Raw genomic sequence first — 25,984 nt, forward strand, 5'->3', positions numbered from 1 at the left:
GCCAGGCAAGCGAACACCGGTCGAGGTACCGGAAGCCTTCTGTTACGGCGGCCGAGAACTGTCTGCTCAGTCACCCGTGACCTTCCCTGTCTGCCCATCCATGGAGAGGATGCGAGAGCGCCATGTCCCACCACCTCGATTCCCCCCTCGCCCGCCAGGACCCGCGCCTGGACATCACGGACCTGTACGTCTTCCGCGGAGAGCGGGGGACAGTCTTCGTGACCGACCACAGTCACTCGATCGCCGGCGAGGACATCCCGCGCGGTCTGCACCCGGAGGGCAGGTACGAGTTCAAAATCGATGGAAACGGTGACGCCGTCGAGGATCTCACCTACCGCTTCACCTTCTCGGACGCCGACGGCGACGGGACCCAGCGCTACGAGCTGCGCCGTCTGGCCGGATCGCAGGCCCGTGACGCCTTCGCGGCAGGCACGCTGATCGCCCAGGGCCGCACCGGCGAGACCGTCGAACTCGCCGAAGGTGGCCGTGTCTGGGCGGGCAAGGCGGGCGACCCGTTCTGGATCGAGCCGGACGTTCTGCACGCCGTCGGCCACGCGTTCCAGGACGGCACCACCGTCGACCTCTCGGCGTGGAACCCGGCCGAGGCGAAGAACCTGTTCGCCGGCCACACCGTCTACTCCATCGTCCTGGAGATCACGGACCAGGAGCTGCTGCCGGTCGCGGGCGAAGACCGTCGGATCGGTGTCTGGGGCCTGGCCTCGCTGTCCACCGACGCCGGCGGGTGGCGTCCGATCAACCGGGCCGGCCTGCCGATGATCCACCCGCTGTTCACCCAGTTCGACGAGGACCTCGGCGACCGGCTCAACGAGAATGTCCCGGCCCGCGACGTCCAGATCCACGGCGAGTTGCTCACCGAGATGGTGACGGAAGTGGTGCGGGCCTACGGCACCGCCGAGGACCCGGAGGCCTACGCCCGGACGGTTGTCGGCAAGATCCTGCCCAACGTCCTGCCGTACACCGTCGGGACTCCGGCCGCCTACGGCTTCGCGGAGTGGAACGGTCGTTCGCTGACCGACAACGCCCCGGACGTCATGTTCTCCTTCGCCGCGAACACGCCCGTCACCCTGGGCATCGGAAAGGAATCCGTGACGGCCAAGCCGTCCCGGACCTTCCCCTACGTGCCCTCCGCCTCCTGAGACCCGGGGCGGCCCGGCGCCGTGCGGTGCTACCGGCCGTACATGCCGCTGGGCCGCTCTCCCGTCGGCCGGCGGGCGTGGCCTGGTCTGCTGTCCCACTAACGGGACAGAGAATCCCTATCTTGAGCGGAGCAAAACGTGGGGTTGCCCCCATAGCTCGCCGCTCGTCCCGGCGGTGATGCTGGTCTCATGTCAGTCAACATTGTGGTCGTCGACGACGACCCTGGCTTCCGTCGCATCGCCAGGGCGCTGCTGGCCGCGCGCGGGCTGCGGGTCGTCGCCGAGTCGCCGGACGGCGCGTCGGCGATCGCGGTGATCCGTGAGCACCGCCCCGACGGCGTGCTCCTCGATCTCCACCTCCCGGACGAGGACGGCTTCTCCGTCGCTCGGGCGATCACAAGAGAGGGACACCCGCTCAGGATCGTGATGACCTCGACCGATCCTTCCGCGTGGTCGGCAGAGGAGCTCGCCAGTGCGGGAATCGTGCGATTCGTGGCCAAGGACCGGCTGTTCGACGCCGACTTGAATGCCCTTTTCTCCTCTACCGCTTGAGGTAGTGCAGCACGGCGAGAACGCGGCGGTGCTGTGAAGATTCGGCCTGCTGCAAGCCGAGTTTGAGGAAAATGCCGGTGACGTGCCGCTCCACCGCGGGGACCGTCACGACAAGCTTCTCCGCGATGCCCGAATTGGAATGCCCCTCGGCCATCAGTGCCAGGACCTCCTTCTCCCGGGGGGTCAACCCGCTCAGCGGGTCCTCTTTACGCTTGCGGCCGACGAGAGTGGAGATGACGTCCGGGTCGAGTGCCGAACCGCCGGCGATGACCCGCTGAACCGCATCCGTAAGGACCTGTGAACTCGCTACCTTCTCCTTCAGCAGGTAAGCCACTCCACTCGGGTCCTCTCCGACGAGATCGAGCGCGAACGAGGCGTCCAGGAACTGGGACAGCACGATCACGGGTGTGCCCGGCTGCTCCGCTCGGATCCGCCGGGCCGCCTGAAGGCCGTCGTCGGCGAGGTTCGGCGGCATCTGGATGTCCGTGATCACCACGTCCGGCTTCTGCTCGGCTGCGGCCCTGACCAGTTCCACGGCGTTGCCGACGGACGCGACGACCTCGATGCCGGACCGCTCCAACATGGCCGTGATGCCCTCTCGGACGATCGGCTGGTCTTCTCCGAGCACTGCGCGCAGAGGCTCACTCATGAACGCATCCTATTCAGCACTAAATGCCCCTTTTATTTGCCTCCACCAGGTCGGTCGTCGCACGGGCTCTTGCGGCGTCACAGCCACGTGGCAGGTAGGGACGACCCCGAGACCGTGGGGCTTTCCCTACAAGCGGCCTCGGGGTGGCCGACACAGCCTTTGAAGGCGGCTCGACAGCCGTCCGGGCGCCCCGTGACCAGACTGGAAGACATCCAAGGCGGCTCCCCGCCGAGCCCCCATTCAGCCCTCGCCCCTAGTGGAGGAGCATCATGTCGGAGACATTCACGCCGGTCACTCCCGTCCTGGAAGCGCCCGCGGCAGCGTTCGCGAAGGCCACGGCGGAGCCCCCGTTCCTGTACCAGCTGCCCCCGGCCGAAGGCCGCAAGGCGGTCGACGAGGTCCAGTCGGGGGAGATCACGAAGCCCGCCGTGGGCGAGGAATGGATCACCGTACAGGGCGGTCCGACGGGCAGCGTCCGCGCCCGCATCGTCAAGCCCGCCGGGGCCACCGGCACGCTCCCCGTCGTGATCTACATCCACGGTGCGGGCTGGGTGTTCGGAAACGCCCACACCCACGACCGGCTGGTCCGCGAGCTCGCCGTGGGGACCGGTGCCGCCGTGGTCTTCCCCGAGTACGACCTGTCGCCCGAGGCGCGCTACCCAGTCGCGATCGAGCAGAACTACACAGTGGCCCGGTGGGTCGTCACCGACGGCGCCGGCAAGGGCTTGGACGCCTCGCGGATGGCCGTCGCGGGCGACTCCGTCGGCGGCAACATGACGGCTGCGATGACCCTGATGGCCAAGGAGCGCGGCGATGTACCGCTGAAGTTCCAGCTGCTGTTCTACCCGGTCACCGACGCGAGCTTCGACACCGGCTCCTACCACCAATTCGCCGAGGGCTACTTCCTGACCCGCGAGGCCATGAAGTGGTTCTGGGACCAGTACACGACCGACGAGAAAGAGCGCGCCGAGATCACGGCCTCGCCGTTCCGGGCCACCACCGAGCAGCTCGCCGGTCTGCCGCCGGCGCTCGTCATCACCGGCGAGGCGGACGTCCTGCGCGACGAGGGCGAGGCGTACGCCGGCAAGCTCCGCGAGGCCGGCGTTCCCGTGACCGCCGTCCGCTACCAGGGCGTAATCCACGACTTCGTCATGCTGAACGACCTGCGCGAGACCCACGCCGCCGACGCCGCCATCCGCCAGGCCATCGCGGCTCTGCGCACGGCACTCGCCGTCTGACCGGAAGGCATGCGGTGCCGCGCACGCGGTGAAACACGGGACCCCCCTTCCCCTTCGTTCTCGGCAGGCAAGGAGAACATCTATGACCATCGCCACTCGCAAGCTCGGCGTGAACGGCCCTGAGGTATCCACCATCGGCTTGGGCGCCATGGGCATGTCCGACCTCTACGGGCCCGCTGACGACGCCGAAAGCATCGCCACCCTGCACGCGGCCCTCGACGCGGGCCTGAACCTCATCGACACCGGCGACTTCTACGGCTCGGGCGCCAACGAGATGCTGATCGCCCAGGCGCTGCGGGACCGCAGGCGCGACGAGGTCGTTCTGAGCGTCAAGTTCGGCTCCCGCCGTACTCCCGGCGGCGGTTTCCAGCCCGTGCCCTACGACGTGTCCCCGGCGGCGGTAAAGGACCGCCTCGCGTACTCTCTGCGGCGGCTGAACACGGACTACATCGACATCTACCGCCCGGCGCGCCTCAACCCCGAGATACCCGTCGAAGAGACCGTCGGCGCGCTCGCGGAGATGCGGCGGGCCGGCTTCATCAAGCACATCGGTCTGTCCGAGGTCGGCGCGGACACCATCCGCCGCGCCGCGGCCGTGGCACCCATCAGCGATGTGCAGATCGAGTACTCGCTGCTCTCCCGCGGCCCGGAAGGCTCCATCATCCCGACCCTGCGCGAGCTCGGCATCGGCCTGACCGCCTACGGCGTGCTCTCCCGCGGCCTGCTCAGCGGGCACTGGACCGCCGGGCGGCACCTGGGCGCGGGCGACTTCCGCGCCCACAGCCCCCGTTTCCAGGACGAGAACCTCCAGGCCAACCTGCGTCTGGTCGAAGCACTGGGACGTGTGGCCGAGCACCTGGGCGCCACCACCGGCCAGATCGCCATCGCCTGGGTGGCCGCCCAGGGCCGGGACATCGTCCCCCTGGTCGGCGCCCGCCGACGTGAGCGTCTGGCCGAATCCCTCGATGCCGCCGGCCTCTCCCTGGACGCCGACGCCCTCGCCGAGATCGAAGCCGCCGTGCCCGCCGGGTCCGCCGCCGGTGAGCGCTACGCGGCCCCCCTCATGGCCACCCTCGACAGCGAACGTTGACCCAGCCCCCCTCGGGGCATCTCACCGAAGGACAGATCACCATGACGGACAACATCACCCGCGTCGCCCTGGTCACCGGCGGCTCCGGCGGCATCGGTCGCGCGGTCGTGGAGCGCCTCGCCCGGGACGGCACCGCCGTCGGCGTGCACTACGCCGGGAACAAGACCAGGGCCGACGACACGGTCGCCGCGGTCACCACGGCCGGCGGCAGGGCGATCGCGGTCGGCGGTGACGTCGCGGACGAGGACGCGATGTCCGCCGCGTTCGACGCCGTGGAGCGGCAGTTCGGCGGCATCGACGTGGTCGTCAACACCGCGGGCATCATGCTGCTGTCCCCGATCGCGACGCTGAATCTCGACGACCTGGACCGGATGCACCGCACCAACATCCGCGGCACATTCGTGGTCGCCCAGCAGGCGGCCCGGCGGGTACGGGCCGGCGGGGCGATCGTCAACTTCTCGACCTCCGTCACCCGTCTCCAGTTCCCCACCTACGGCGCCTACGCGGCCAGCAAGGCCGCCGTCGAGGGCATGACCCTGATCCTCGCCCGCGAGCTGCGCGGCAAGGACGTCACCGTCAACGCCGTGGCCCCCGGCCCCACCGCCACGCCCCTGTTCCTCGAGGGCAAGGACCAGGCCGCGATCGACAACCTGGCCAAGGCGGCCCCGCTGGAGCGTCTGGGCACACCTGAGGACATCGCCGAGGCGGTCGCGTTCCTCGCCGGCCCGGCGCGCTGGATCAACGGACAGGTCCTGTACGCCAACGGCGGCGTGGCCTGATCGCCCTCCAACTCTGACAACCGTCGCGCCCCCTTCTCTTTCAGGAGGGCGGCGACCCCTTTCCCAAGGAGAAATTCCCATGAGCGACATCGTCGTGATCACCGGCGCCTCCAGCGGCTTCGGCGCCCTGACCGCTCGCGCCCTCGCCGACGCCGGCGACACCGTCTACGCGGGCATGCGGGAGACGGCCGCCCGCAACGCGCCCCAGGTGCGGGCCGCCGGCGACTACAGCGCTCATCACGGCGTCGACCTGCGCGCCATCGAACTCGACGTCAACTCGCAGGAGTCGGTGGACGCCGCGATCAGTCAGGTCATCGCCGAGCACGACCGCATCGACGTCCTGATCCACAACGCCGGGCACATGGTCACCGGCCCCTCCGAAGCCTTCACCCCCGAACAGCTCGCCGCGCTGTATGACGTGAACGTGCTCTCCACCCAGCGCGTCAACCGTGCCGTCCTTCCCCACATGCGTGCGGCGGGCCAGGGCTTGGTGATCTGGGTGTCCAGCTCCAGTGTCAAGGGCGGCACCCCGCCGTACCTGGGCCCCTACTTCGCCGCCAAGGCTGCCATGGACTCCCTCGCCGTCAGCTACGCCGCCGAACTCGCCCGCTGGGGCGTGGAAACCTCGATCGTGGTCCCGGGGTCATTCACCAGTGGCACCAACCACTTCGCCCACTCCGGCCAGCCGGCCGACCGCACCGTCGAGGCGCAGTACGAGGAGAAGTACCCCGGTCTCATCGAGCAGGTCGCCCAGAAGCTGGCCGCGCTGGCTCCCGAGTGCGCGGACGCCTCCCTCGTTTCCGACGAGATCGCCCGCATCGTCGCGCTCCCCGCGGGACAGCGGCCCTACCGCGTCCACATCGACCCCGCCGACGACGGCTCCGAAGAGGTCTCCAACGTCGCCGACCGCATCCGCCGTGAGTTCCTCACCCGCGTCGGCCTCGCAGACCTGCTCACCACCCACCTGGAACACGTCTGACGCGTGCCGGGTCCGTCTGCCGGGCAAGCCCGACCGGCAGGAGGAGCGGAGCGGCTGCCGACCGGCGTGCGGGGGCGGGGCCGGAAGGACTTCTCCGGCCCCGCCGCGCCGCTCATCCGGCGGTCCGGGAGGGAGCGCTCCACCAGCAGGCTGCGCGCGAATGTCCGCTCCGGCGGCCGGCCCCGCGACGGTTCCTGGCCAGGATTCCCCGAAATCATCGCCCAAAATATAGCTGTATGAGCGGTTCGCGCTTTGGGGCTACTCGGCCCGGCGATCAGGTTGAGCGTCTGTCCGCGCGTCGCCGTCCTCATGGGATCCGCTTCGTCTCAGGAGCCCTACTGTGGTGGCTCTTACCGCGCGCCCCGCCGGGATGCGGTAACGGGGCAGGTCGGCGGTAGCCTGCGGCTATGGATAGTGGCAGTCAGCTCGGGCAGTTCATCCGGGCCAGAAGGGCGGCCATCACGCCGGCTGAAGTGGGGCTGCCCAATGGAGGGCCCCGCCGGACCACGGGGCTGCGCCGAGAAGAGGTGGCCATGCTGGCCGGACTCAGCGAAGGCTACTACGCACGCTTGGAGCAGGGGCGCGAGAAGAACCCGTCTGACCAGGTGCTGGAAGCGCTTATCCGCGTCTTCGGGCTCAACGCGGACGCCGCGGAGCACCTGTACCGACTGAGCCGGCGCGAGTCTGGTCCTCGAATCAGACACAGCCCTCAGGTGCGGCCCCATATCCTGCGCCTGATAGAAGGGTGGAGCGCGACTCCCGCGCTGGTCGTGGGACCGCGTCTCGACGTGCTGGCGGCGAACGCCTTGGGCATGGGGCTGTATTCGGTGGCGATCCCGGATGGCAACCTGGTGCGGTTCACGTTCGTGAATCCCGCTGCCCGTGAGTTCTACCGGGACTGGGACGAGATCGCTCGCACCGGGGTCGCCGCTTTGCGCGCGACGGCAGGAGCAGACCCCAACGACCCCGAGCTGACCCACCTCGTCGTAGAGCTGTCTGCGAGGAGCGCCGAGTTCCGCCAATTGTGGGGTCACTACGACGTTCAGAATAAGACTTACGAGGTCAAACGCTTTCGCCATCCTGAGGTGGGTGACCTCACGCTGATCCAGCAGTCCTTCAACATCAATGGTGTGCCGGGTCAGCAGCTCGTCACCTTTCAGACCGAACCCGGTTCTCCTGGTGAAGAGGGACTGGCTTTGCTGAGTTCTCTGGTCGCCAGCCGTCTGCCGGACAGGACGCGCCTGCCCGCGGTAGGGCGGAGGGAGGCGTCCGTCGGCCGGCCATGAGCAGGGCCGGGGGCGCGGGTATCGCCGGGCCGTGTGCCCGCCTGTTCAGGGGAGCGCCGGGATGCGGGCGATCACCCGCGTATCGCTGCCGGGCGGCGACTCTATCGTGAGCGTGCCGTCGAAGGCGGCGACGCGGTCGTGCAGTCCGACCAGGCCGGAGCCGGCCGCGATCTGCGGGACCCCGCCGACACCGTCGTCCCCGATCTGCGGGACCCCGCCGACACCGTCGTCCGCGACGATGAGCTCCAGTTCCGCTCCAAGACTGATCACGATGTCGATGCGGGTGGCCTGCGCGTGCTTGACCGCGTTGGTGAGAGCTTCAGCCACCAGATAGTACGCATTGGCTTCGATCGCGGCAGGCAGGCGCCGCTCGCAGGCCCCGGTGACGACGACGGGGACCGGGCAGCTCTCCGCCAGGACGGCGATCGCGGCCCACAAGCCGCGCATGGTCAGCACTGAGGGATGGATGCCGGCCGCGAGGTGACGCAGCTCGTCGATGGCCGCCTGTGCATCCTCGACGGACTGATCGAGCAGAGCCAGGGCCCCGGGCGGGGCGTCGGGCAGGTATTCGCGCGCCAGACGCAGGCCGATCATGAGGTTGACCAGGCGCTGCTGAGCCCCGTCGTGGAGGTCGCGCGCGGTCTGCCGGTGGACGGCGGCCACGCTCTCCACGATGCGCCGCTGCGCGGCCCGGGACTCAGCCGCCCGGATCTCCGCCGCGTCGCGCTCCCGCGCGGCCTGCTCGTGGGCGCGACGTTCGGTGACATCGAAGAAGGAGTAGACGACGCCGCGCCCCTCGGGCAGGTCGATCGGGGCGGCCCACCACGAGGCCGGAAAGAATGAGCCGTCCCGGCGCATGAACCACTCGTCGTCCCCCTGAGCCGCCTGCCCCGTCGTGGTCGGGGTCAGCATGGCGCACTCTGATGCCGGATAGAGGGAGCCGTCCGGGTAGGACGGGTGGAGCGTCTCGTGGCTCGGCCGGCCGTCCAGCTCGGCTCCGTCCTCGTACCCCAGTACGGCCACTGCGGCGGGATTGGTGTAGAGGATGAGCCCCTCCGTGTCCACGACCCACACGGGCTGCGGCACGCTGTCCAAAATCAGCGGAAGCAGCGCGGGTTTCACGAGGTGTTCCTTTGCTCGGTTCGGTCCACAGCAGTGATCAGCATGCGGTGCCCCCAACTACCTTTGGCTGGTCCCCCTGTACGAACGCTTGACGCAACCCTATGGCGGCCGTCTCCTCGCTACCAGGACGTGGTACGTACACTCAATGGCCGCGGACAGGGACGGCAGCCGTGCCGCCGTTGTGGCCGGCTCCGTCGCCGGGACATGGGTGTATGCGTCACGTACTGGCGGCGGAAACGTCGCCGGGCCAAACTGACAGCGTGCCGCCGACGCCCGAGGCGTACGAGCACCGGTTGGAGAGTTCTCCACGCCTACCGCCGGACTGATCGTGGCTTTGGGATGCCCCTCGGTGAGGCCGGCACGCCGGGAACACCGTCCACGGATTTCCCGGAGCGGCCTCCGGTTCGGGGGCTGGCCGGTCCGCACGGCTGGGTGGCGCCCTATGACGGCACGGTGACGATCGACTCGGCCCTCGGGAGGGGGCCCGAAGGTGATCGCCCCGCATCCCGGCCCCCAGGACCGCACAGCCGTACGCCCAACAGATCTCGGCTTGTGCCTGCGAGGCGGCCTGCCATACGAAGCGCGAAGAATCCGCGCGGAACCCACATCCAGAAAGTGCATATATGTCCCACTCATCCGATGACCGCGCCGACGTCCGTGACATGCTCGTGATTCACGAAGCATTCCGGCAGAGCTACCGCCGCATGCCCGAGCTGGTCATGGGCGTGGCTCCCGGCGATGTCGACCGTGCCGCGATCGTGGCGGACCACATCCAGTTGATGGAGCAGTTCCTGCACCTCCACCACAAGGGCAGGGACGACCTGCTGTGGCCGAAGCTCCTCGACCGCGCCAGCGAGAGGCTCGGGCCCGCCGTCGCTCTCCTGGAACGCCGGCACGCGGAGATCGCCACGCTGATGACCGACGCGTCCGTGCGGCTGGCCGCATGGCGCCGGAAGCCGTCGGCCGTTTACGGGACAGAGCTCGCCGACTCCCTCGAGAAGCTCGGCACCCGGCTGGCCGAGCACCTCGCGACCGAGGAGAGGGACGTCCTCCCCCTGGTGCCGGACTACGTGACGGCCGAGGAGTGGCACGAGCTGGGCGACCACGCGATCAAGGGACTGCCGAAGAACAAGCTGCCGATCATCTTCGGAATGCTCGCCTCACTCGCCGAGCCCGAGGTCGTCACGCTCATGCTGTCGGCCGTCCCTCTAGTCCCCCGTCTGATCATGCCCCTCCTCGGCCCGCGAGCCTACGCCCGCCACGCCCAGCGCGTTTACGAACGGTCGCAGCCGCCGGACGCCTGGACCGCGGGCTTTTTCAACGCCCAGTCCGACGCGGCGTGACGCGGAAAGCCTGACTCGCGCAGAGCCGGCTCGGCTCGCATCAGTACGGCTGATCTCTTGCTCAGCCAGCGGCTTAACGGCAGGCCCGATTTGCCTAAAGGTACGACCTGTACGGCGAGAAGGACTACGCCGAACTACCGCTGCCCGACGAGCTCCACCCTGACCCCGCGGGACACCGCCGCATCGGCGAGAACTTCGCGCGGCTCGCGTTCGGCGCCGGCGGCCCATTCGCCATCAAGACGGGCTGACCGGAATCGCGAGGCCTCGATGTTCCGCGCGCGCTGCTCGCCGCTGGGCCGCCACCGTTTTGGCTTACTACCCGGCCGCTGACACGGTCGGGCTGGCTCAGGTGGTTGCGAGCCAGTCGGCGTACCGGGTGGGGGCGATGATGGCGTCGGCCGGGGCGGTGATGACGTCGCCCTTGACCCCAGCGAACATGCCCGCGGTGTCGTCAGTGACGACAAATCGGCTGTCACCCTTGGCCTTCAGCGTGATCCTCCCAAGGTCGTCGAGGGCGAAGACCTCGGGGCCGGCGACGTTGCGGATGCCGTTCAGCGGTGCGCCCGCGGCGACCTCCGAGACCGCGGCAGCCACGTCTGCGGCGGCGATGGGCTGAATCGGCTCCGCTGCTGCGTCGTACTCACGTCCGTGGCAGAGCCGGTACCAGCCGCCCGGCTGGCACAGTTGCACGATGTATCGCCTACCTACCTGGCCAAACAGCTCCAAGCGCTCGCCCGAGCCGGCCTCGTGGACTCAGTGCAGGGAAAGCCGGGCGGCTACGTGCTGACCCGCTCCCCCGCGGCGATCACACTGCTCGATGTCGTCGAAGTCATCGACGGACCCGACCCGGCCTTCGTCTGCACGGAGATCCGCCAGCGCGGCCCCCTGGCGACTCCGGCCGAATCCTGTACCGCGCCTTGTCCGATCGCCCGCGCGATGGCCACGGCCGAGTCGGCACGGCGGGCCGCGCTGAGCTCCGTGAGCATCGCCGACCTTGCCGAACAGGTCGAAATCAGCAGCGGTGAGGGCACGCTGAACGGCGTCGGCACCTGGCTCGGCGCCGACAATGCGTAGCCTCGGTCGACTGGCCGAGGTGGCCTGTAGGTCAAACCGTGCCGTCGGGGAAACGTGCGGCGAGGCGCGGGTACCGCTCGGGCAGGGTGTCCTCGTCGACCCGCCACCGCCCGTCGTCGGGTGGCGCGCCGCGGCGCACCCTGGCACCGAGGAGGTCGGCGACGGCGCGGGCGATGTCGCCGCGGTCGCCGCCCGCCCGGACGTAGGCATTTTCGGGCACCTGGTGGAGCTTCATGAACAGGTCCCAGTGCCCGTCCTCTACGGCAGCCATGTCGGGCAGGTCGGCTAGGGCGTCGGGGTCGGCGACCACCGTCTCGAACGACGTGCGGCCGAGGGCGAGCAGGCTGGCCCGGAAGTGGGTGAACCTGTCCTCGTATCGGAAGTACGCGTGCCATGTGTCGGCGGTGCCGCCGGCGAGCAGGCATGCCGCCGCCCACACCTCGGGCCGCCAGGCACGCTCCAGTATCCGCTCGAAATTGACGGCGAAGTCGAGGACCTCGTTCAAGGGCAGCGTGTCCAGGTTGTCCAGCCACGCCTGCGCCACAGCGTCGCGGGGAAGCTCGTCCTTGTAGTAGCCGCACTCCAGTGCGGCGTACGCGTCCTCGATAACGTCCCAGAACCCGGCCTCATCCATGCCGGCCACCGTAACGGCCCGCTCCAAGGGTCCAAGCCCCGCAGTCAGCCACGCCCGAACGTGCCGTCACAAAAGCGCTGAGCCGAGAGGACCAGCCGACTGGTACCTCGCCACTCGGCCGACCCAACCGCCCAGTTGCGCCATTTCAATGGCTGCGGTCCGCTGGCGAAACATCCACCACGGGTTCCCTAGCCTCGGCTGCGTCCTGATCTGCTGGGGCATATCCATTAGGACGTGTGGTCGATCGGGGTCTCTGGCCGCGCCTCAATGAAGAAGGCCAAGTAGTCGGTCTGCTTGCCGTTCGAGACTGCCGGCGGGGTTGCGCTTCGAGAAGAGGCCCCCGGGACCGAGCGTGCACAGCCAGGCAAAGACAAGCAGGCGTCGGAGATCCAACATCCGAGTCGCCTCCGTCGTCGTCAGCTGGATCTGTTCCAGCAGCGCCGATCCGTCGAATGTCCCGTCAAACCGGGAGATGTGCTCGATGACCTCGGCGAGCTCAAAGGCGCGGTCGCTACGACCGGAGTCCTCCCAGTCGACCATCCGCACGCGCTTGCCGTCCCACAGGTAATTGGCCAGGTTGCCGTCCGACAGCCCGAGCACCGGCGCGACCTCCGCCGCGGTGAACTCATCGGTTGGGTAGTCGTCGAGCCACTCGGCTCCCTTCGCGAAGGCCCGCGTCACCAGCGGGTCGTCGCCCAGATCGGGCTGCTCCGCGCGCAGCCGGCGGGCCTTGGCCAACGCCACGCTCGCATTCCACGGAGACGGAGCCATACCGGCCAGCACCGATGCGGGGACCGACTCGTGCAGGGTCGTGATCGCCTCGGCCATGGCTTCGATCTGCTCGGGCGTGACGGCCTGCCCTCTCAGTGGGACACCGTCCAGCCTCGACATCACGATGACCGGCGGCTTGGCCTGCAGATCCGCCTCAAGAGGCAGCGGGGCCAGATCCGGGGCGTACTGCGCCAGGAGATTCAGCGCGCGCCATTCCTGCTCGTGCTCGCCACGGCTCCATGAGACGTAGGTCTTGACGACTCTGTCGGCATGCATCGTGACGCCGTGCGTGCTCGACTGGCCGGCCATGTCTTCCTCCCGCTGTCCCGGGGCGGGCAGGACCTGAGCAGACCCGTCGCCCCTGGTCACCGAGGCTAGCCCAGGAAGCATCCCTCCCGAGGGGTGACTGTCATTCGCCTCGCTCCGCCTCCCGGCCGGCGGCTTGCGGCGCCTCATAGCGGTCGGCCACAGCGGTCCCAGGTGTAGGAACGGTGGGCGTGGCGCGTGGCATTGGCGGCGCGCCGCTCTCGGCGACGGGACCAGGTCTATGAGGCGGCGGCCGGCTGACCGTCTCGGAGATCGTCACCTGCCGTCGCGGGTGCCCGTACGGCCTGAGCTCGTGTCCACGCCTGAGCGGCGAGCTGGATCGCGTCGTAGGGACTGCCGAGCGGCGGGGTGTAGAACAGGACCCTGAATCGGCGTCCGTAGTTTAATGGAACGCTCCCGAAAGTGGACTCGGATAAGTACCCTCCCTTCGTGGGATTCTCATTCAAAGTGGCGCCGGGTATTCGAATTCGAGCTTCCAGCTGTGGCCTTCGAGCGAGCGTTGGCCCAAGAGCCGCCCGAGTGCACTTCGGAGCCGGCAGAACTGGCTTTTCCACGGGTGCAGGACCCGTCAGCTTCTACACCTCACTCAGCGGGGGCCGATCATCAAGATCCTCTACCCGCTCTGTCGCTTCCTACCAGCGGCAACTGCGAGCTGCGGAGAAGGCGGAACAGGCCCGTACGCTCGCTGACGCTTTCGACGCTATCCACAACATCCACCGCGTAGAGTTCCCGCAGGCCAGGCCGCCCATGGTGCCGGCGCCTCAAGGCATTGATGAGGCGGAGATCCGGAAGCGTCACGAGAGCAAGGCGCTCGAAGGCGTCAGCATCTTCAAGAGAGGCGAGCGTGCCCAAGCCAAAGACACCGCCCGCTTCCACGCTGAGCAGGAGATCGCTCATGTCAGGCAGCAACTGGCCGCTCAGCGAATGCAATGGCAATCCGCGTTGGACGAGCGGTGGAAGCAGCTCTGCGCAAATCATCCAGATGTCGTGTTGGAGACCCTCGCGGAGGCGTTCGACGACAACGAGGCGCCCGCTGCCGCGGTTGGAGCGCTCGATGGAGAGGTGGCGCTGGCTGTGCTGGTTCCAGGCACTGATGCCGTGCCTAGCCGCTTTCCCAGCGTGACGGAGGCAGGAAACATCAGTCTCCGACAGACGCCCAAGAAGTATGCTGCCGCGTTCTACGCCCAGATGGTCTGCGGCTACGCCCTGGTGACAGTGCGAGAAGCACTTGCCGTCGCCCCTGGGCTTTCCTCTGCCCGCATCGTGGCTGTCCGATCTGCGGGGCCAGACGCCTACGGGCGCCCGCGACTTGACTGCATGCTGGCGTCGAGGATCACCCGTATAGCGTTCAAGGGCGTTCAGTGGGCGACAGCGGATGCCGCAACGATCATCAACGGTATATCGTCAGAGTTACTCATCAGCCAGAAAGGCGCCTCCAAGGAGATGGTGCCCCTGGACCTGTCGAAGGAGCCAGAACTTGCGGCGTTACTCAGCTTGATAGATCCCACCGAGCTGTCGGGGTCACCTGGGTACTGAGCGTCCACGACATCCCAGGCCTAATCGATCAGAGTGCGCCGTTCCACCAAGATGACATCACGCCAGATGCCGTGATGACGGCCTATGCGCTCACGGGAGCCGACCAACCCGGAAGCCAAGAGCCTGCGCGATGCCTCCTCCTTTACTGTTCCCCATCATGGCGACGCGCGGGGGGATCGACTTCGTCCAGGCTGCGGATCGCTTCGACGCCGCGCGCGACGTCGATGAATACGCAGCGGTAGTAGCACCGCTCGGGTTCGATGATCCCGACCGGTCAAAGCGAATTGCGAGAGGGTGTCGGCGGGCGTCGTCGAGTGCGGCGTTCCAGAAGCTCCGATAGTCCGCGGTGGTGTGGGGGAGCGGCTCAATCCCAATATGGCGGAGATGGGTGCGTTCAGCGTTTCGTCTCCGTCGTTGCGCGAAGGAGGGCCGGAGCGTCGTCGACGCCCCGACCCTCCCCGGGCCATCAGGTGGTGTAACGAATGACGTCGGTGCGCATCACGTCACCCGATGCTTTCACCGCCATGAAGGTGTGATTCGTCTTTGTGAGCCCTGAGGCGCTGAACACCTTCTGCTGCGTCGCGCGTATGTCGCTGTGCGTGTCGACGCGCTTGACGAGTTGGCCGTCGATGTAGATGTCGACGAGACCCTGATCAGGTGCGGTGGCGGTGATCCAGTCGACCCCTGTGCCCGCGAACGTGTACGAGACCGAGTCGCCGTCGTGGGTCGTGCCGTGGACGTCGTCGAGGTAGTCTCCGCGGAACTTGAAGTCCAGTTTCGCCGCGCCGAGCGGCAGCGTGGCAAGGTAGTCGGCCCGCAGGGTCACGGTCGATTCCGACAGGGTGTAGTCGGTGCCTTCCTTGAGTGCTGTGCCATCGCGGGAAACCCCGGCGAACTCACTCCCGTCGCGCAGGAGCTTCACCTGCACGTCCGCGGGAGCCTTCTTGTCGAACGACACCGCCGATGGGTCGATGAGATTCGGCTGGATCACGTCGATGCGATCAAGCAGCATGAAGGCTCCGGACTTCTTGACGACTTTGAGCGTGTGGCTTCCGTTGGGTAGGTCCTTCACGCTGAATACCGTCTGTTGCGTGAGACGCGGCTGTCCTGAATCGCGCCCGGTGTTCACGGTCTTCACGAACTTGTCGTCGACGTAGATATCGACGTTCCCCTGCGAGGAGTCCATTTCGGTGATGTAGGAGACGCCCGTGCCCACGAAGGCGTATTGGAACGAGTCGCCGTCGCGTTCGGTGTAGTGCACGCCGTCGCCATAGTCGCCCAGTCCACGTCCGGTGCTTTGCGACCATGATCCCGTGTAGACGATGCCGGGGGCGGTGTCGTCGAGTGTGTTGGTCCGGGACGGGCCCGATGCCGACGGGGGCGCCGCAGTGCCGGTGTCGGTGACGTTGACGGAGAGCGGTTGTGAGGTCGCAGCGACCTCTTTTCCACCGTTGCGGGTCCACTCACCGGCGTAGTCGACGCGGAGTGCATCGTCGTTGACAGCGACTTCGGCACCGGACCGCGGCTTCACCTTGAGGAGCCGTACCCCGTGGACAGGGACATCCGAGGCGGTGAACCCGGTGCTGAAATGGCCGAGGTTCTTGCGGGCCCACAGGTCGCGCACGGTGGCGGTGCCGCTCAGGCCGATATCGGTCCAGTTCGCGGTGATGTCTTTCTCGGTTCGGCCGAGGTTGAACAGCGCGACGGTGTAGCTGCCGTCGGAGTTGAGCGCGTACCAGACCTGTTGCTGAGTCGCGGTGGAGACCGGGCGCGCCGGCGTTCCTGCTTGGTCGACGGCGATGACCTCGGGGTTGGTGAGCAAGCTGAGCCCGTAGGAGTCGAGGTCTGTCAGGTCGTTTCCGGTGTACAGCGGCGCAGCGGAGGTCGCCCACAGGGTCATAGCGGTCCGTCGTTCGTCGCGGGTCAGGCCGTCCATCTTGCCGTTGCCGATGTCGAGCGAGTCGAGGTCGTTCCAACCGCCGTTTCCGCCGTTGCGCCACCATGTCGCCTCGGTCGGGAAAAGCCGGACGATGCTGTCCCAGTTGGTGAGTGCGTCATGGGCGCAGTAGCACTCGACGTCCCACTGGATGCGCCAGCCGTTGGCCTTGGACCGCCAGTAGTCCGCGTAGTTCGGGTCGAGCGCCCACGAGAGTTCGAACCAGATCTTGTGCGCCTTGAGAGCCTTCGACCAGGCGGCGACATCCTCCCGGGCGTCAAGCGAGAGGTCGCTTACCCCGGATCCGGGGGTGACGCTGTCGAACTTGACGAAGTCGACACCCCACTGCGCAAGCAGGTCGACGATCGAGTCGACGTACTTCTGCGAGCACGGGTTCGAAAAGTCGATTCTGTAGCCCATCTTCCAGTAGTCGGAGGGTCGAAGCGGCTGCGCGGCGATGTCGTGCGTCGTGCACCCCGGCGCTCCGGCGATCGGCAGGCTCGCGTTGTAAACCTCGGGTCCGACGCCCGGGACCATGTAGACCCCGAACTTCTGGCCGTTCGCGTGGACGTGGTCGATGATCTCCTGCAGGCCTTGCGGATAGAGCGTGGCGCTGGGCTTGGGCCGCCCGTTGGCGTCAACCCCGTCGTTCCATCCCGCATCGACGTTGATGTAGTTATAGCCGTAGTTCTGCAGCTTGGCGTGCATCGCGTCGGACTGTTTGATGAGCTGGTCGCCGGTGATCCACTTCCCGTTCCCGGAGTAGACCTGCATGCTGTAGCTGCTCCACCCCATGTATGGCCGCGTGGCCCACGGGTCGGCGGTGGATGGGAGTAATTCCCTGGGCGTCGGTGTCGGCACCGTGCCGGACGACGGCGCTGGCGAGGGAGTGGGGGTCGTGCTCGGTGGTGCGGTCGTGGACGCCGTCGGGGCGGTAGTGGGTGGGTCGGATGGAGATGCGGCCGCCGGCATGACCGTGCCGAGCGTGAGCCCGACGGCCAGCGCCGCGACGCTCATCACCGTGAGCGCTGGACGCGCCCGCGTGTGTCGTTTCATGCGATCTTCTTTCTTCGTGTGGTCCGGGGCCACGATGCCCGTGGACCAGCGGCGGTGAGCCGTCCGGTGCAGCGATCAGTGATGGCAGCCTCGTGATGTCGAGGAGCATCGCCTGCCGCGGGTCGAGGGTGGGCAGTGGGATGCCTGCGACGGCGAGCACGGAGCCGGGTAACTCAGCGGCGTCGGCGTGCGTAAGGGCGAACCACTCCGAATCGCCGTTCTGATGCCGGAACGCGTCTCCGATCTCGCGGCGCACTCGCACGAGGTAGCCCGCGTGCGGGTCCAGCCCCGGAGGCGCATGCGCCGCTCTGGCCGGCTGAAGAGCTGGACAGCCGCGTCCAGGTGTAGAACGCTCGTGAACCGTCCTGGGCGATGATGCCGCGGCCCAAGATCAGCTCCCCAGCGGAGTGCTCTCGGCATCCGGCCGGCCGCATCGACACAAGTGAAGACCCGGCTGCTCGCAAGGTCAGAACGGCGTCACTGCCGTCGCGCATGAATGGGCTCCTGACGATTCACGTCTACGCTGCCGATGCAACCACCGGCCCAATGCCGCCAACTTTGATCATTTCGCCTGGTCAGGCTGCGGGCGCCGCCATCGTCGCCGCCGCACGGTTGGAAGCGGAGGCGGAACGCGCGCCACCGCCGCTTTCGTCCGGGAAACCCGGGAGAAGAGCGCGGCCCTCATGTGGGATGCCGCGCTGGCCACCGAAGGGGTTCGGCGACATGCTGCGGATCGTATGTCTGGGCGTGATGGTCGAGCTGCGGTCTCTCGCCGCCCGGTGACCTCGTCGAGGCGCACCTCCGGCGTCCACGGTCGACATCCGTGAGCCTGACCTGATCAAGGGAGGTCACCTAGCGCCTGGCGGAGCTCGTCCAGAAGACCTCTCCCCCTTGATAACGCATGACGCGATGGAGTGAGGACGGGAGTTAGTGATCGCGCGCGGTGGCCAGGAGAAACAGCACGGGGGGCGACAGCGGGCATCGGGGTCCTCAAAGTCTGGCAGGGAAGTCGGTGAGTGCCGCCGAGCGTAGAACTCGTTCGCCCGTGAATCAATACTTGACGAAGGAAATTATTAAGCCTACGTTTCGGGCCATGCTTTTACCGAGTCCGGCACGGGCGCTCTCACGGATACTCCTGCGGTTACGGCCGTGTTCACCGCGGTGCTGACCGAGGGGCCGTTGAGCAGGGTCAGCCTCGCGCGGCGGCTCGGGCTGTTGTCAGCCGCGGTCACCAAGGCCGCGCGGCCGCTCATCGAGATGGGCTACCTGCAGGAACTGGCCGCCGCCGAGCGGACGGCCCCGGGCGCGGGGCGTCCGGCGAGCCCGCTGGCCGTGCAGGCGGCCCGCGAGTTCTTCGTCGGCGTGAAGATCACCAGGGATGAGCTGATCGGCGTGGTCGTCGACCTGTGCGCGGACGCGTGTCCTTAAGGACGTCCCCGAGGCCGTCGTCATGAATGGTGCCGTCGCCACGTTCTGGCAGTACCTTCCGCAACCCCGTAAGGCTCCGTCCGTCGTACGGCTCGCGCCGCTGCTGCACCGGGTCCCACGATGGGAGCGGGAAGGGCGGCAGCTCCTCGTGCAGCCGGCAGCGAATCGAGTGACCACGCCGCAGACATCGAGGCCGCGGCCATCGGACCTAACGCACTGGAGCAGCTGAGCGACGACGTCATCCGCCTGGCCCGTGCATACGTGCACGCGCCACCGCTGCCGCTCTTCGGAGAGCTGACCCGGGTGCGCAACCGTACGTACCGGCTGCTGGAGCGCACGCGGAATCCGAGGCAGCAGCACGAGCTGTACCTCGCCGTCGGCCAGCTCTGCGGACTCCTTGGCTCAGCATCGCCGCCCGAGCGTCCGCCCTTCTCGGCGACAGCGACGGCACTCGCAACGCGATCCTTGCCGCCCGAGACGCTCGAGGACCGCAGGGGGAGTTGCACGAAGGCGTTGGCGGTGAGTTCGGATTCGACGAGGCCCGCGAAGCCTTCTGCGCCGGATCCGCCTACCTGAACGCGGGCATGGCGCAAGAAGTCGAGGCAGAGTGCGAACGAGCGCTCAGCCTTTACCGAGCGGTGCCTGCCGAGCAGCGTTGGTACGCTGCGGAAGCAAGCGCCTGTGTCGACCTAGCCGCCGCCCGCCTCCTCGCCGACGACATCGACGGAGCCGCCGATGCTCTGGCCCCTGTCTTTGCCCTAAAACCGGATGGACGGGTTGAGGGCCTGGTCAAGCGCATGGGGCAGGTCCGTGCTTCTCTCGCGTCTGTCCCGTCTCATGACGCAGGCGCTTTGGCGGACAGAATTGAAGCATTTTCGACAGAGACTGCTACCCGAATGCTCCCTGCATCCCATTGAGTTCCGGATCGCCTGATTCTCGGCAAGAGTGACCCCGTTGTAGCGATGTAGCGCCTGCAATCGATAGGCAGGAGGAGAGGGCATGACTCCGGCGGTTGTGGGGGCTTGAATGGAACCTGGCGTCGGAGAGCGGCCGGATGATGATGCCCGAGCGGCAAGGGCGCGGATCGCTTCGCTCATTCAGCGCACGGGCAGCAAGCTGCTGGAGCTGTCGCCACATGCAGTGGTAGTGACTCTATGCATCAGCGCCCTCGCGCCCCTGGGTTCTGTGGGAGCCACCGGCCTCGCAGCAGCGGGAGTCCAAGTAATCTCTGGGGTCGGAGGCAATATCCTGGCCGACGTCATCGGCAAATCAATGCAGGCTTTGCGACGCCGTACCGGCGGCCACCAGCCCTCGCTTGAGGAAATTGAGCGTGAGATAGCCGAACGGCTTTTGGAAGCGCTCGACGCCGATGATGAGCAAGCACGTCACTTGCGTGAGGAGATCGCTGGCCTGCTTCACCAGGTAGATGCAGCAGGGGCGGCCCTAGAAGCCGCGGTGACGAGCGGCGACCAGCGATTGCAGGATCATCTCACCAGGGCATTCACGGAGTTGGGCGCGAGCTTCGCCGAATTCCGGTCGCTGCTGGGCGACATCGACAGGAAAGCCACCCAGCTCCAGGAGAGCCTGTACCGTCAGGAGGCCCTGCAGCGCCATGACCGGGACATCGCGCTTCAGCAGTCGGTCCAGTTGACCTTGATCCGCGAACAGATATCCGTCATCGAAAGGCGAACCCGGCAGGAATCCCTGGAGGAATCTCTCCATCCTCGCTGGCTGGACGGCTGTCCCTACCGAGGACTGTGGCCATTCGAGGAGAACCACGAGACGATTTTCTACGGCCGGGAGCAGACGACGGCCAAGCTACTCAGCAGGCTGGCTGAACGCCTGTCCCTGTCGGGACTCGTGATGGTCACCGGAGCCTCCGGCGCAGGCAAGTCGTCCCTTCTCCGTGCGGGGCTGCTGCCCGCGTTGGCACGGGGCCTGCTCCCAGGCGCGCCCGGCTCGGAGCAATGGCCGCGTCTGGTGATGAACGCGACCTCGACGCCGCTCGACGAACTCGCGGTCCGTCTCAGCGTTCTGAGTGGTCTGGAGCCCGGCGCGGTGCGCCGCTCTCTGGAGTCCAATCCACAGGACGCGCCCATGACCGTACGGCACGCCGTTCTCGCCGATGCCGCTCGGCACAATCGGCGCGAGGCTGGGCGACTCGTCCTGGTCGTCGATCAGTTCGAGGAGGTCTTTCTATCGGCGAGCATGGCCGATCGGCGAACGTTCATCACGGCGCTGGCGGCGGCCACGGGACCGGCGCCGGGAGGAGATCCGGCCGCGCTGGTGCTCCTGGCAGTGCGCGGCGACTTCGTCGCCGAGTGCGGCGCCTATTCGGAGTTGGCCGCTGCTGTGGAGAACGCCCAATTCCTGGTCGGCCCAATGACCGAGTCCGAACTCCGCCGTGCGATCACCGGGCCGGCGGCGGCCGCCGGCCTGGAGCTGGAACCAGGCCTGGCCGACATCGTCCTGAGCGACTTGCGCTCGCATGCCGGTACGGACCGGTACGGCGCCGGCGTCCTGCCGCTGCTTTCCCAGGCCATGCTCCTCACCTGGGAGAAACGTGAGGGTCACACGCTGACCAGCCACGGCTACGGTCTGACCGGAGGGGTCTCGGACGCCGTCCGGTCAACCGCCGAGACCGTCTACAGCGAGCTGTCCGCCGATCGGCAACGGATCACGCGCGAGATCTTCCTGCAAATGGCCGTCATCGGCCCCAACGGCCGCCCAACCCGTCGTCGCGCGACCCGAGCCGAGCTGTACGGCGAGCATGGGGCGGATCGCCTCCAGGACGTGAACGCCGTGTTGAACGCCTTCGCCACCCGGCGGCTGGTCGTGCTGAACGCCGATGCGGCCGAGATAGCCCACGACGCGCTACTGAGCGAGTGGCCCAAGCTCGCCTCATGGCTGGAAGAGGGGCGAAGCGACCACATCGTCTTCCGGCAGTTCCTTGACGCGGCCGGGGACTGGCTGGCCAGGGGCCGAGACTCGTCGTTTCTCTACCAGGGCACGCGCCTGGCCGCGGTCGAGGAGGCGCTACCACGCTGGAACGCCGATGATCTGCGGCGCTCCCTCCTCTCCGGGGCGCACAGGGCGTTCCTACACGCAAGCGAACGGGCGGCCTCAAAGAGGACGCGGATGCGCCGGGTAATCACCGCCTCCCTCGCTGTCCTGTCGCTCGCGTCTCTTGCGGGCAGCCTGATCGCCGTGGATCAGGCCGGCGAGGCCACCCGCCAGAAGAACGCCGCCCTGTCGCGGGAGCTCGCCCAGCGGAGCGAGACCCTGAGTGAGAGGGATCCCGCCATGTCGCGGTTACTCGCCGCCACGGCCTGGGAGATCGGCAATACCCCTGAAGCATGGCGAAGCATGGTCGGCGCGGTGTTCGACCCCGCTCGCGCCGTGTTCACCGGCCGCACCGGCCACCTCGGAGATGTGGCGTACAGCCCCCATGTGGCATTCAGTCCAGACGGCAGAGTCGTGGCCTCCGCGCAGGATGACACCATTCGGCTGTGGGACACCTCCACAGGGCGCCCGATCGGACATCCCATGGCTACGCCGAAGGAAGCGGTGCACGAGGTAGCTTTCAGCCGCGACGGTGCGCTCGTTGTCAGCGCCAGCGGCTCCAGCACGACCGACTCCACCGGCGGGCAGATCTGCGTCTGGGACGTCGCCACCCAGCACCTGGCCGGTGACCCGCTCACCGTCACGACCGACTTCCCCGATCAGACCGTCCCCTTCTCCGCCCTGGCACTCAGTCCCGACGGCAGGACCCTGGCCGCCAGCGGCGACGGCGACATGTTCCTGTGGGACCTGGCCACCCGGCGCCCGATCGCCCGATTCACCGCCACATCGGCCAACCACATCGCCTTCAGTCCGGACGGACGCAGCCTCGCAAGCGCCGACGGCGACGGGGCCGTACGCCTCTGGGAAGTGGCCGGACGACGCGAGATGGGCCCGGGCATGGTCAACCGCACCGGCAACATCGAGGCGTGGAAGGTCGCCTTCAGCCCCGACGGAGCGACCCTGCTCAGCACGGACAGCGACTACACCCTGCGATTCTGGGACACCGCCACTCACCGCCAGGTCGGCGAGCCCATCACCAAGGCCGGTCCGGCACTGGCCCTGAGCCCGGACGGCACGATCCTGGCGACTGGCGGCGTCGACGACACGGTCGTGCTGTGGGACGTGGCAGCCCGCCGCCCGCTCGGCCAGCCACTCATCGGGCACACCGGCAGCCCCCAGGATGTCGCGTTCTCGCCCGACGGCAAGACTCTGGCAAGCATCGGCTCCGACAAAACCGTCCGCATCTGGGACCTCACCACAGGCCGGCAGATCGGCCTTCCTGTCACCGCCCCCGGCACCGGCGCCATCTACGCCATGGCGTTGAGCCCGGACGGCGGGACCTTGGCCACATCCAGTGTCGTCGGTGCACGCTTGTGGAACCTCGCCATACACAGGAGCTTCGGCGAGACCGTCGCGAAGGAGAAGTTAGGAAACGGCGGTCCAGTGGTGTTCAGCCCGGACGGCGAAGTGCTGGCGACTGGCGAGACCGACGGGGCCATCCGCCTTTGGAACGTCGACACCCAGCACCAGATCGGCTCGCCCCTGTCCGGTCACCGCGCCGCCCCCGACGGTACCGCATGGGTGCTCGCTCTGGCCTTCAGTCCCGATGGCCGGCTCCTCGCCAGCACCGGGTTCGACGACACGCTCCGATTCTGGGATGCGCACACCCACCGGCAGATGGGCCCGGCGCTCCCGGCCGCCGGCGGTTCCGCGCTCGCCTTCAGCCCTGACGGAATGAACCTCGCCGTCGGCATGCCTGACGGGACGATCCGCCTACTCGACGTCAGCACTCACCGCCAGATCACCGCGCCGCTTCGCGGCCACAGGGACGAAGTCATGGGGGTGACGTTCAGCACGGACGGCACCATCCTCGCCAGCGCGAGCACCGACCGCACAATCCGTCTCTGGGACACGCGTACGCGCCAGCCGATCGGGCAACCACTCGTCGGACACACGGACACGGTCCGGATGGTGTCCTTCGCCCCGGATGGACGCCTGCTCGCGAGCGCCGGGGAAGACGGGACCATCCGACTGTGGGACGTCCGCACAGGCCAGCAGATCGGCAAGCCGTTGACCGGCCGCGACCAGGACGTCTCAGGCGTTGCGTTCACTCCCGACGGAAGGACCCTCGTAAGTACGGGATACGACAAGACGATCCGCCTGTGGAACGTGGCTCGGCCTCCCGATCTGTTCGCGACGGTCTGCACACTGGCACAACGCGCGATCACCCGCGAAGAGTGGGACCTCTACGTACCTGGCGAAACTTATATGCGCGTCTGCGCTGACGCCCATGGCGTGAGATGAGGGGCGTATCCACGATAGTGTGCCGCACCTTCAGGGGCATGGCGCTAACCGCGGTCCCGAAGCTTGAGGAGTTCGTGCTCCTTTTCGGCGGATAGCCCGTGGTGGGACTGACGATCGTAGGCGGAGGGGCCGCTGCTCTCGTTAAGCCAGGTGTAGGTGTCACGAACGGTGTCCGCGATGGGGCGGCAGGTAAGACCGGCTGCTGTCGCCTTTGCAGAGTCCACCGCCCACGTCCCCTCAGGAGTCCGTCACAGGGGAATCTCAGTCCACTGCTTCACGTCGTGCTCGACGAGGAAGGGGTCGTCCACCCATTCGAACTCCGCTTGCGAAGCCGTCACCGTACGGCACGGATCGAGCATCTCGCCGAAGGTGGCGTGCCCCCGGGGTGCGGTGACGTTGAACACCCCCGTCGTTCCGCGTTGAAGGCAACGGAGCGTGAAAGCCGCCAGGTCCCGGATGTCGACGGGCTGGATGGGTTTGGCCGGCTGGCCCGGGGCCAGGACCCGGCCGCCTTGAGCTATCCGTCGCAGCCACCAGGTCAACCGGCCGACGTTCTCCTGCGGCCCCAGGATCACCCCCGGCCGCAGGACAGTGACGTGGCCCTCGAACGCCTCCTGTACGGCGCGCTCGCACCCGGCCTTGTAGGCGCCGTACTGCGCGGCGGACCAGTTCGCCTCATCCTCGGCGGTGCCGGAGGCATCCGGTGGACAATCGTAGACAGCGCTGTCCTCGTCGACAGGTTCAGCCGGCCAGCCCGGATACACCGAGATGGTGGAGAGGAAGACATACGCGCCTGCCCTGTCAGATAGGAGACGCGCGGCGTTTCCCACAACCTGTGGAACATAGCCGCAGGCAACAACGTCGACAGGATCACCACTCCCGCGACGGCCAGCAGCCTTCCGAGCGCCCCTCCTGATACCCCACCGATTGGCCGTCCTGCTTAACCCGGCGCATCTAGTACTCCAGCCGTAGATCCTGATCATGTCTTGTGAGTGGCTTGTCGCCGGTAATGGCTGATCCGGGCGCGGGCTTGGTGGCGTCGTCGCCAGTTGGACCAGCACAGCACGTGCGTCAGGGTATGGATGGTGCGACTGACCAGGCGGACGAACAGGCGTCTGATCTCGTTGAGGGTAAGTGGGATCAGGTCGAGGTCGGCTGGCTTGTCGGCTCGTTCGGATGCGGCGAGCGCGCGAGGAAGGCATGGGCGAGCATGGCCAGGGTGGTCCACCGGTACCATGACGTCCAGCGGCGGACCTGATGCTGATCCAGGCCGGTCAGTCCCTTACCGGTCTGGAAGCCTTCCTCGATCGCCCACCTGCGGCCGGCCACCCGGGCAAGGACGGCCAGCGGGACCGGGCGGGGAGCGTAGCGGCGGTAGAAGGCCAATTCGCTGGTACGCCGGTTACGGCGGATCAGCAACCAGTGGCGGCCCGGCCTTCCGGGGTCGATCTCGACGAACGCCCAGTCGTAGAAGCGGTGTCCTTTGGCGCCCGCGCCTGCCGATAGCCGCTGCCAGGCGCGCTGCGGTAACGACGACTACCAGTACCGCATCGGTCCGGCCCAACTGGTCCCCACCACGTAGGTGCGCAGGTCATCGCGGACCTGGCGGTGGCGAAGGCCGGCCTCTGTCCCCGTACAGATGAAGGTCCTGATGGGCACT

Annotated in this window: 21 protein-coding genes and 2 pseudogenes; 14 read left to right on the forward strand and 9 right to left on the reverse strand. The window is 67.6% G+C overall.

The genetic code is table 11. The annotated features are described in order from the left end of the window. The first annotated feature begins 122 nt into the window (after positions 1–122). Entirely contained in the window at positions 123–1,157 is a 1,035-nt protein-coding gene (locus N5079_RS16660) for a DUF4331 domain-containing protein (protein WP_261584733.1), read from the forward strand. Between the two features lie 189 nt (positions 1,158–1,346). Then, on the forward strand, positions 1,347–1,709 hold the full coding sequence (locus tag N5079_RS16665) for a response regulator (protein ID WP_261584734.1): 363 nt from the start codon (positions 1,347–1,349) through the stop codon (positions 1,707–1,709). On the opposite strand, the gene N5079_RS16670 is transcribed toward N5079_RS16665, so the two are convergent. After that, positions 1,699–2,358 carry a response regulator transcription factor gene (locus N5079_RS16670; RefSeq protein ID WP_261584735.1) on the reverse strand — a complete coding sequence of 220 codons (660 nt, stop codon included), beginning with the start codon at positions 2,356–2,358 and terminating at the stop codon, positions 1,699–1,701. The genes N5079_RS16665 and N5079_RS16670 overlap by 11 nt on opposite strands. Before the next feature lie 269 nt (positions 2,359–2,627). Between N5079_RS16670 and N5079_RS16675 the strand changes: the two genes are divergently transcribed. The 5 genes from N5079_RS16675 to N5079_RS16695 all read left to right on the forward strand — a co-directional run bounded on the left by N5079_RS16675 (position 2,628) and on the right by N5079_RS16695 (position 7,730). Beyond that, positions 2,628–3,596, forward strand: a complete 969-nt coding sequence (locus tag N5079_RS16675) for an alpha/beta hydrolase (RefSeq protein ID WP_261584737.1) — start codon at positions 2,628–2,630, stop codon at positions 3,594–3,596. A gap of 82 nt (positions 3,597–3,678) precedes the next feature. Next, positions 3,679–4,686, forward strand: a complete 1,008-nt coding sequence (locus tag N5079_RS16680) for an aldo/keto reductase (RefSeq protein ID WP_261584739.1) — start codon at positions 3,679–3,681, stop codon at positions 4,684–4,686. 41 nt (positions 4,687–4,727) lie between these two features. Next, positions 4,728–5,465: an SDR family oxidoreductase gene (locus N5079_RS16685; protein WP_261584740.1), complete on the forward strand. Its 738-nt coding sequence runs from the start codon at positions 4,728–4,730 to the stop codon at positions 5,463–5,465. A 79-nt stretch (positions 5,466–5,544) separates the two neighbouring features. Then, positions 5,545–6,444 (forward strand): SDR family oxidoreductase, encoded by a 900-nt coding sequence (locus N5079_RS16690; protein WP_261584741.1) that lies wholly within the window; start codon positions 5,545–5,547, stop codon positions 6,442–6,444. Positions 6,445–6,851: 407 nt separating this feature from the next. Further along, positions 6,852–7,730 carry a helix-turn-helix transcriptional regulator gene (locus N5079_RS16695; protein WP_261584742.1) on the forward strand — a complete coding sequence of 293 codons (879 nt, stop codon included), beginning with the start codon at positions 6,852–6,854 and terminating at the stop codon, positions 7,728–7,730. A 45-nt stretch (positions 7,731–7,775) separates the two neighbouring features. On the opposite strand, the gene N5079_RS16700 is transcribed toward N5079_RS16695, so the two are convergent. Continuing rightward, complete coding sequence (locus N5079_RS16700) at positions 7,776–8,852, reverse strand: PAS domain S-box protein (RefSeq protein ID WP_261584743.1); 1,077 nt, start codon at positions 8,850–8,852, stop codon at positions 7,776–7,778. 623 nt (positions 8,853–9,475) lie between these two features. Between N5079_RS16700 and N5079_RS16705 the strand changes: the two genes are divergently transcribed. Together N5079_RS16705 and N5079_RS16710 are read left to right on the forward strand one after the other, a co-directional pair. Next, positions 9,476–10,195, forward strand: coding sequence for a hemerythrin domain-containing protein (locus tag N5079_RS16705; RefSeq protein WP_261584744.1), 720 nt, complete (start codon positions 9,476–9,478; stop codon positions 10,193–10,195). A gap of 104 nt (positions 10,196–10,299) precedes the next feature. Further along, positions 10,300–10,443: pseudogene (locus N5079_RS16710) on the forward strand (lipase); the annotation flags it as partial. Between the two features lie 97 nt (positions 10,444–10,540). On the opposite strand, the gene N5079_RS16715 reads toward N5079_RS16710, so the two are convergent. Further along, positions 10,541–10,885 (reverse strand): hypothetical protein, encoded by a 345-nt coding sequence (locus N5079_RS16715; RefSeq protein WP_261584790.1) that lies wholly within the window; start codon positions 10,883–10,885, stop codon positions 10,541–10,543. Here N5079_RS16715 and N5079_RS16720 point away from each other — a divergent pair. Continuing rightward, positions 10,844–11,269: an RrF2 family transcriptional regulator gene (locus N5079_RS16720; RefSeq protein ID WP_261584745.1), complete on the forward strand. Its 426-nt coding sequence runs from the start codon at positions 10,844–10,846 to the stop codon at positions 11,267–11,269. The two genes, N5079_RS16715 and N5079_RS16720, sit on opposite strands and share 42 nt — an antisense overlap. 31 nt (positions 11,270–11,300) lie before the next feature. On the opposite strand, the gene N5079_RS16725 is transcribed toward N5079_RS16720, so the two are convergent. Beyond that, entirely contained in the window at positions 11,301–11,903 is a 603-nt protein-coding gene (locus N5079_RS16725) for a DUF4240 domain-containing protein (RefSeq protein WP_261584748.1), read from the reverse strand. 264 nt (positions 11,904–12,167) lie between these two features. Further along, entirely contained in the window at positions 12,168–12,983 is an 816-nt protein-coding gene (locus N5079_RS16730; RefSeq protein WP_261584749.1) for a phosphotransferase family protein, read from the reverse strand. 765 nt (positions 12,984–13,748) lie between these two features. On the opposite strand from N5079_RS16730, the gene N5079_RS16735 reads away from it, so the two are divergent. Further along, positions 13,749–14,537 carry a hypothetical protein gene (locus N5079_RS16735; protein WP_261584751.1) on the forward strand — a complete coding sequence of 263 codons (789 nt, stop codon included), beginning with the start codon at positions 13,749–13,751 and terminating at the stop codon, positions 14,535–14,537. Positions 14,538–14,679: 142 nt separating this feature from the next. Here N5079_RS16735 and N5079_RS35550 read toward each other — a convergent pair whose 3' ends face one another. Together N5079_RS35550 and N5079_RS16740 are read right to left on the reverse strand one after the other, a co-directional pair. Next, positions 14,680–14,802 carry an acetylxylan esterase gene (locus N5079_RS35550; protein ID WP_410007796.1) on the reverse strand — a complete coding sequence of 41 codons (123 nt, stop codon included), beginning with the start codon at positions 14,800–14,802 and terminating at the stop codon, positions 14,680–14,682. A 201-nt stretch (positions 14,803–15,003) separates the two neighbouring features. Then, complete coding sequence (locus tag N5079_RS16740) at positions 15,004–17,247, reverse strand: X2-like carbohydrate binding domain-containing protein (protein WP_261584752.1); 2,244 nt, start codon at positions 17,245–17,247, stop codon at positions 15,004–15,006. A gap of 1,431 nt (positions 17,248–18,678) precedes the next feature. Between N5079_RS16740 and N5079_RS16745 the strand changes: the two genes are divergently transcribed. From N5079_RS16745 to N5079_RS16755, 3 genes are all read left to right on the forward strand, one after another. Continuing rightward, positions 18,679–18,957: a hypothetical protein gene (locus tag N5079_RS16745; protein WP_261584753.1), complete on the forward strand. Its 279-nt coding sequence runs from the start codon at positions 18,679–18,681 to the stop codon at positions 18,955–18,957. Positions 18,958–19,457: 500 nt separating this feature from the next. Next, on the forward strand, positions 19,458–19,874 hold the full coding sequence (locus N5079_RS16750; RefSeq protein WP_261584754.1) for a hypothetical protein: 417 nt from the start codon (positions 19,458–19,460) through the stop codon (positions 19,872–19,874). Positions 19,875–19,983: 109 nt separating this feature from the next. Then, a complete protein-coding gene (locus N5079_RS16755; RefSeq protein ID WP_261584756.1) occupies positions 19,984–24,324 on the forward strand; it encodes a WD40 repeat domain-containing protein in 4,341 nt (1,446 codons plus the stop codon). Positions 24,325–24,572: 248 nt separating this feature from the next. On the opposite strand, the gene N5079_RS16760 is transcribed toward N5079_RS16755, so the two are convergent. Then, the gene (locus N5079_RS16760; RefSeq protein WP_261584757.1) at positions 24,573–25,154 is read right to left on the reverse strand and encodes an NAD-dependent epimerase/dehydratase family protein; all 582 of its coding nucleotides are present in this window, start codon (positions 25,152–25,154) and stop codon (positions 24,573–24,575) included. A gap of 149 nt (positions 25,155–25,303) precedes the next feature. Then, positions 25,304–25,854, reverse strand: a pseudogene (locus N5079_RS16765) (IS701 family transposase); the annotation flags it as partial. Positions 25,855–25,984: the final 130 nt, after the last annotated feature.

Source organism: Planotetraspora sp. A-T 1434 (assembly GCF_025420585.1).
Classification (GTDB): Bacteria; Actinomycetota; Actinomycetes; order Streptosporangiales; family Streptosporangiaceae; genus JAOEGB01.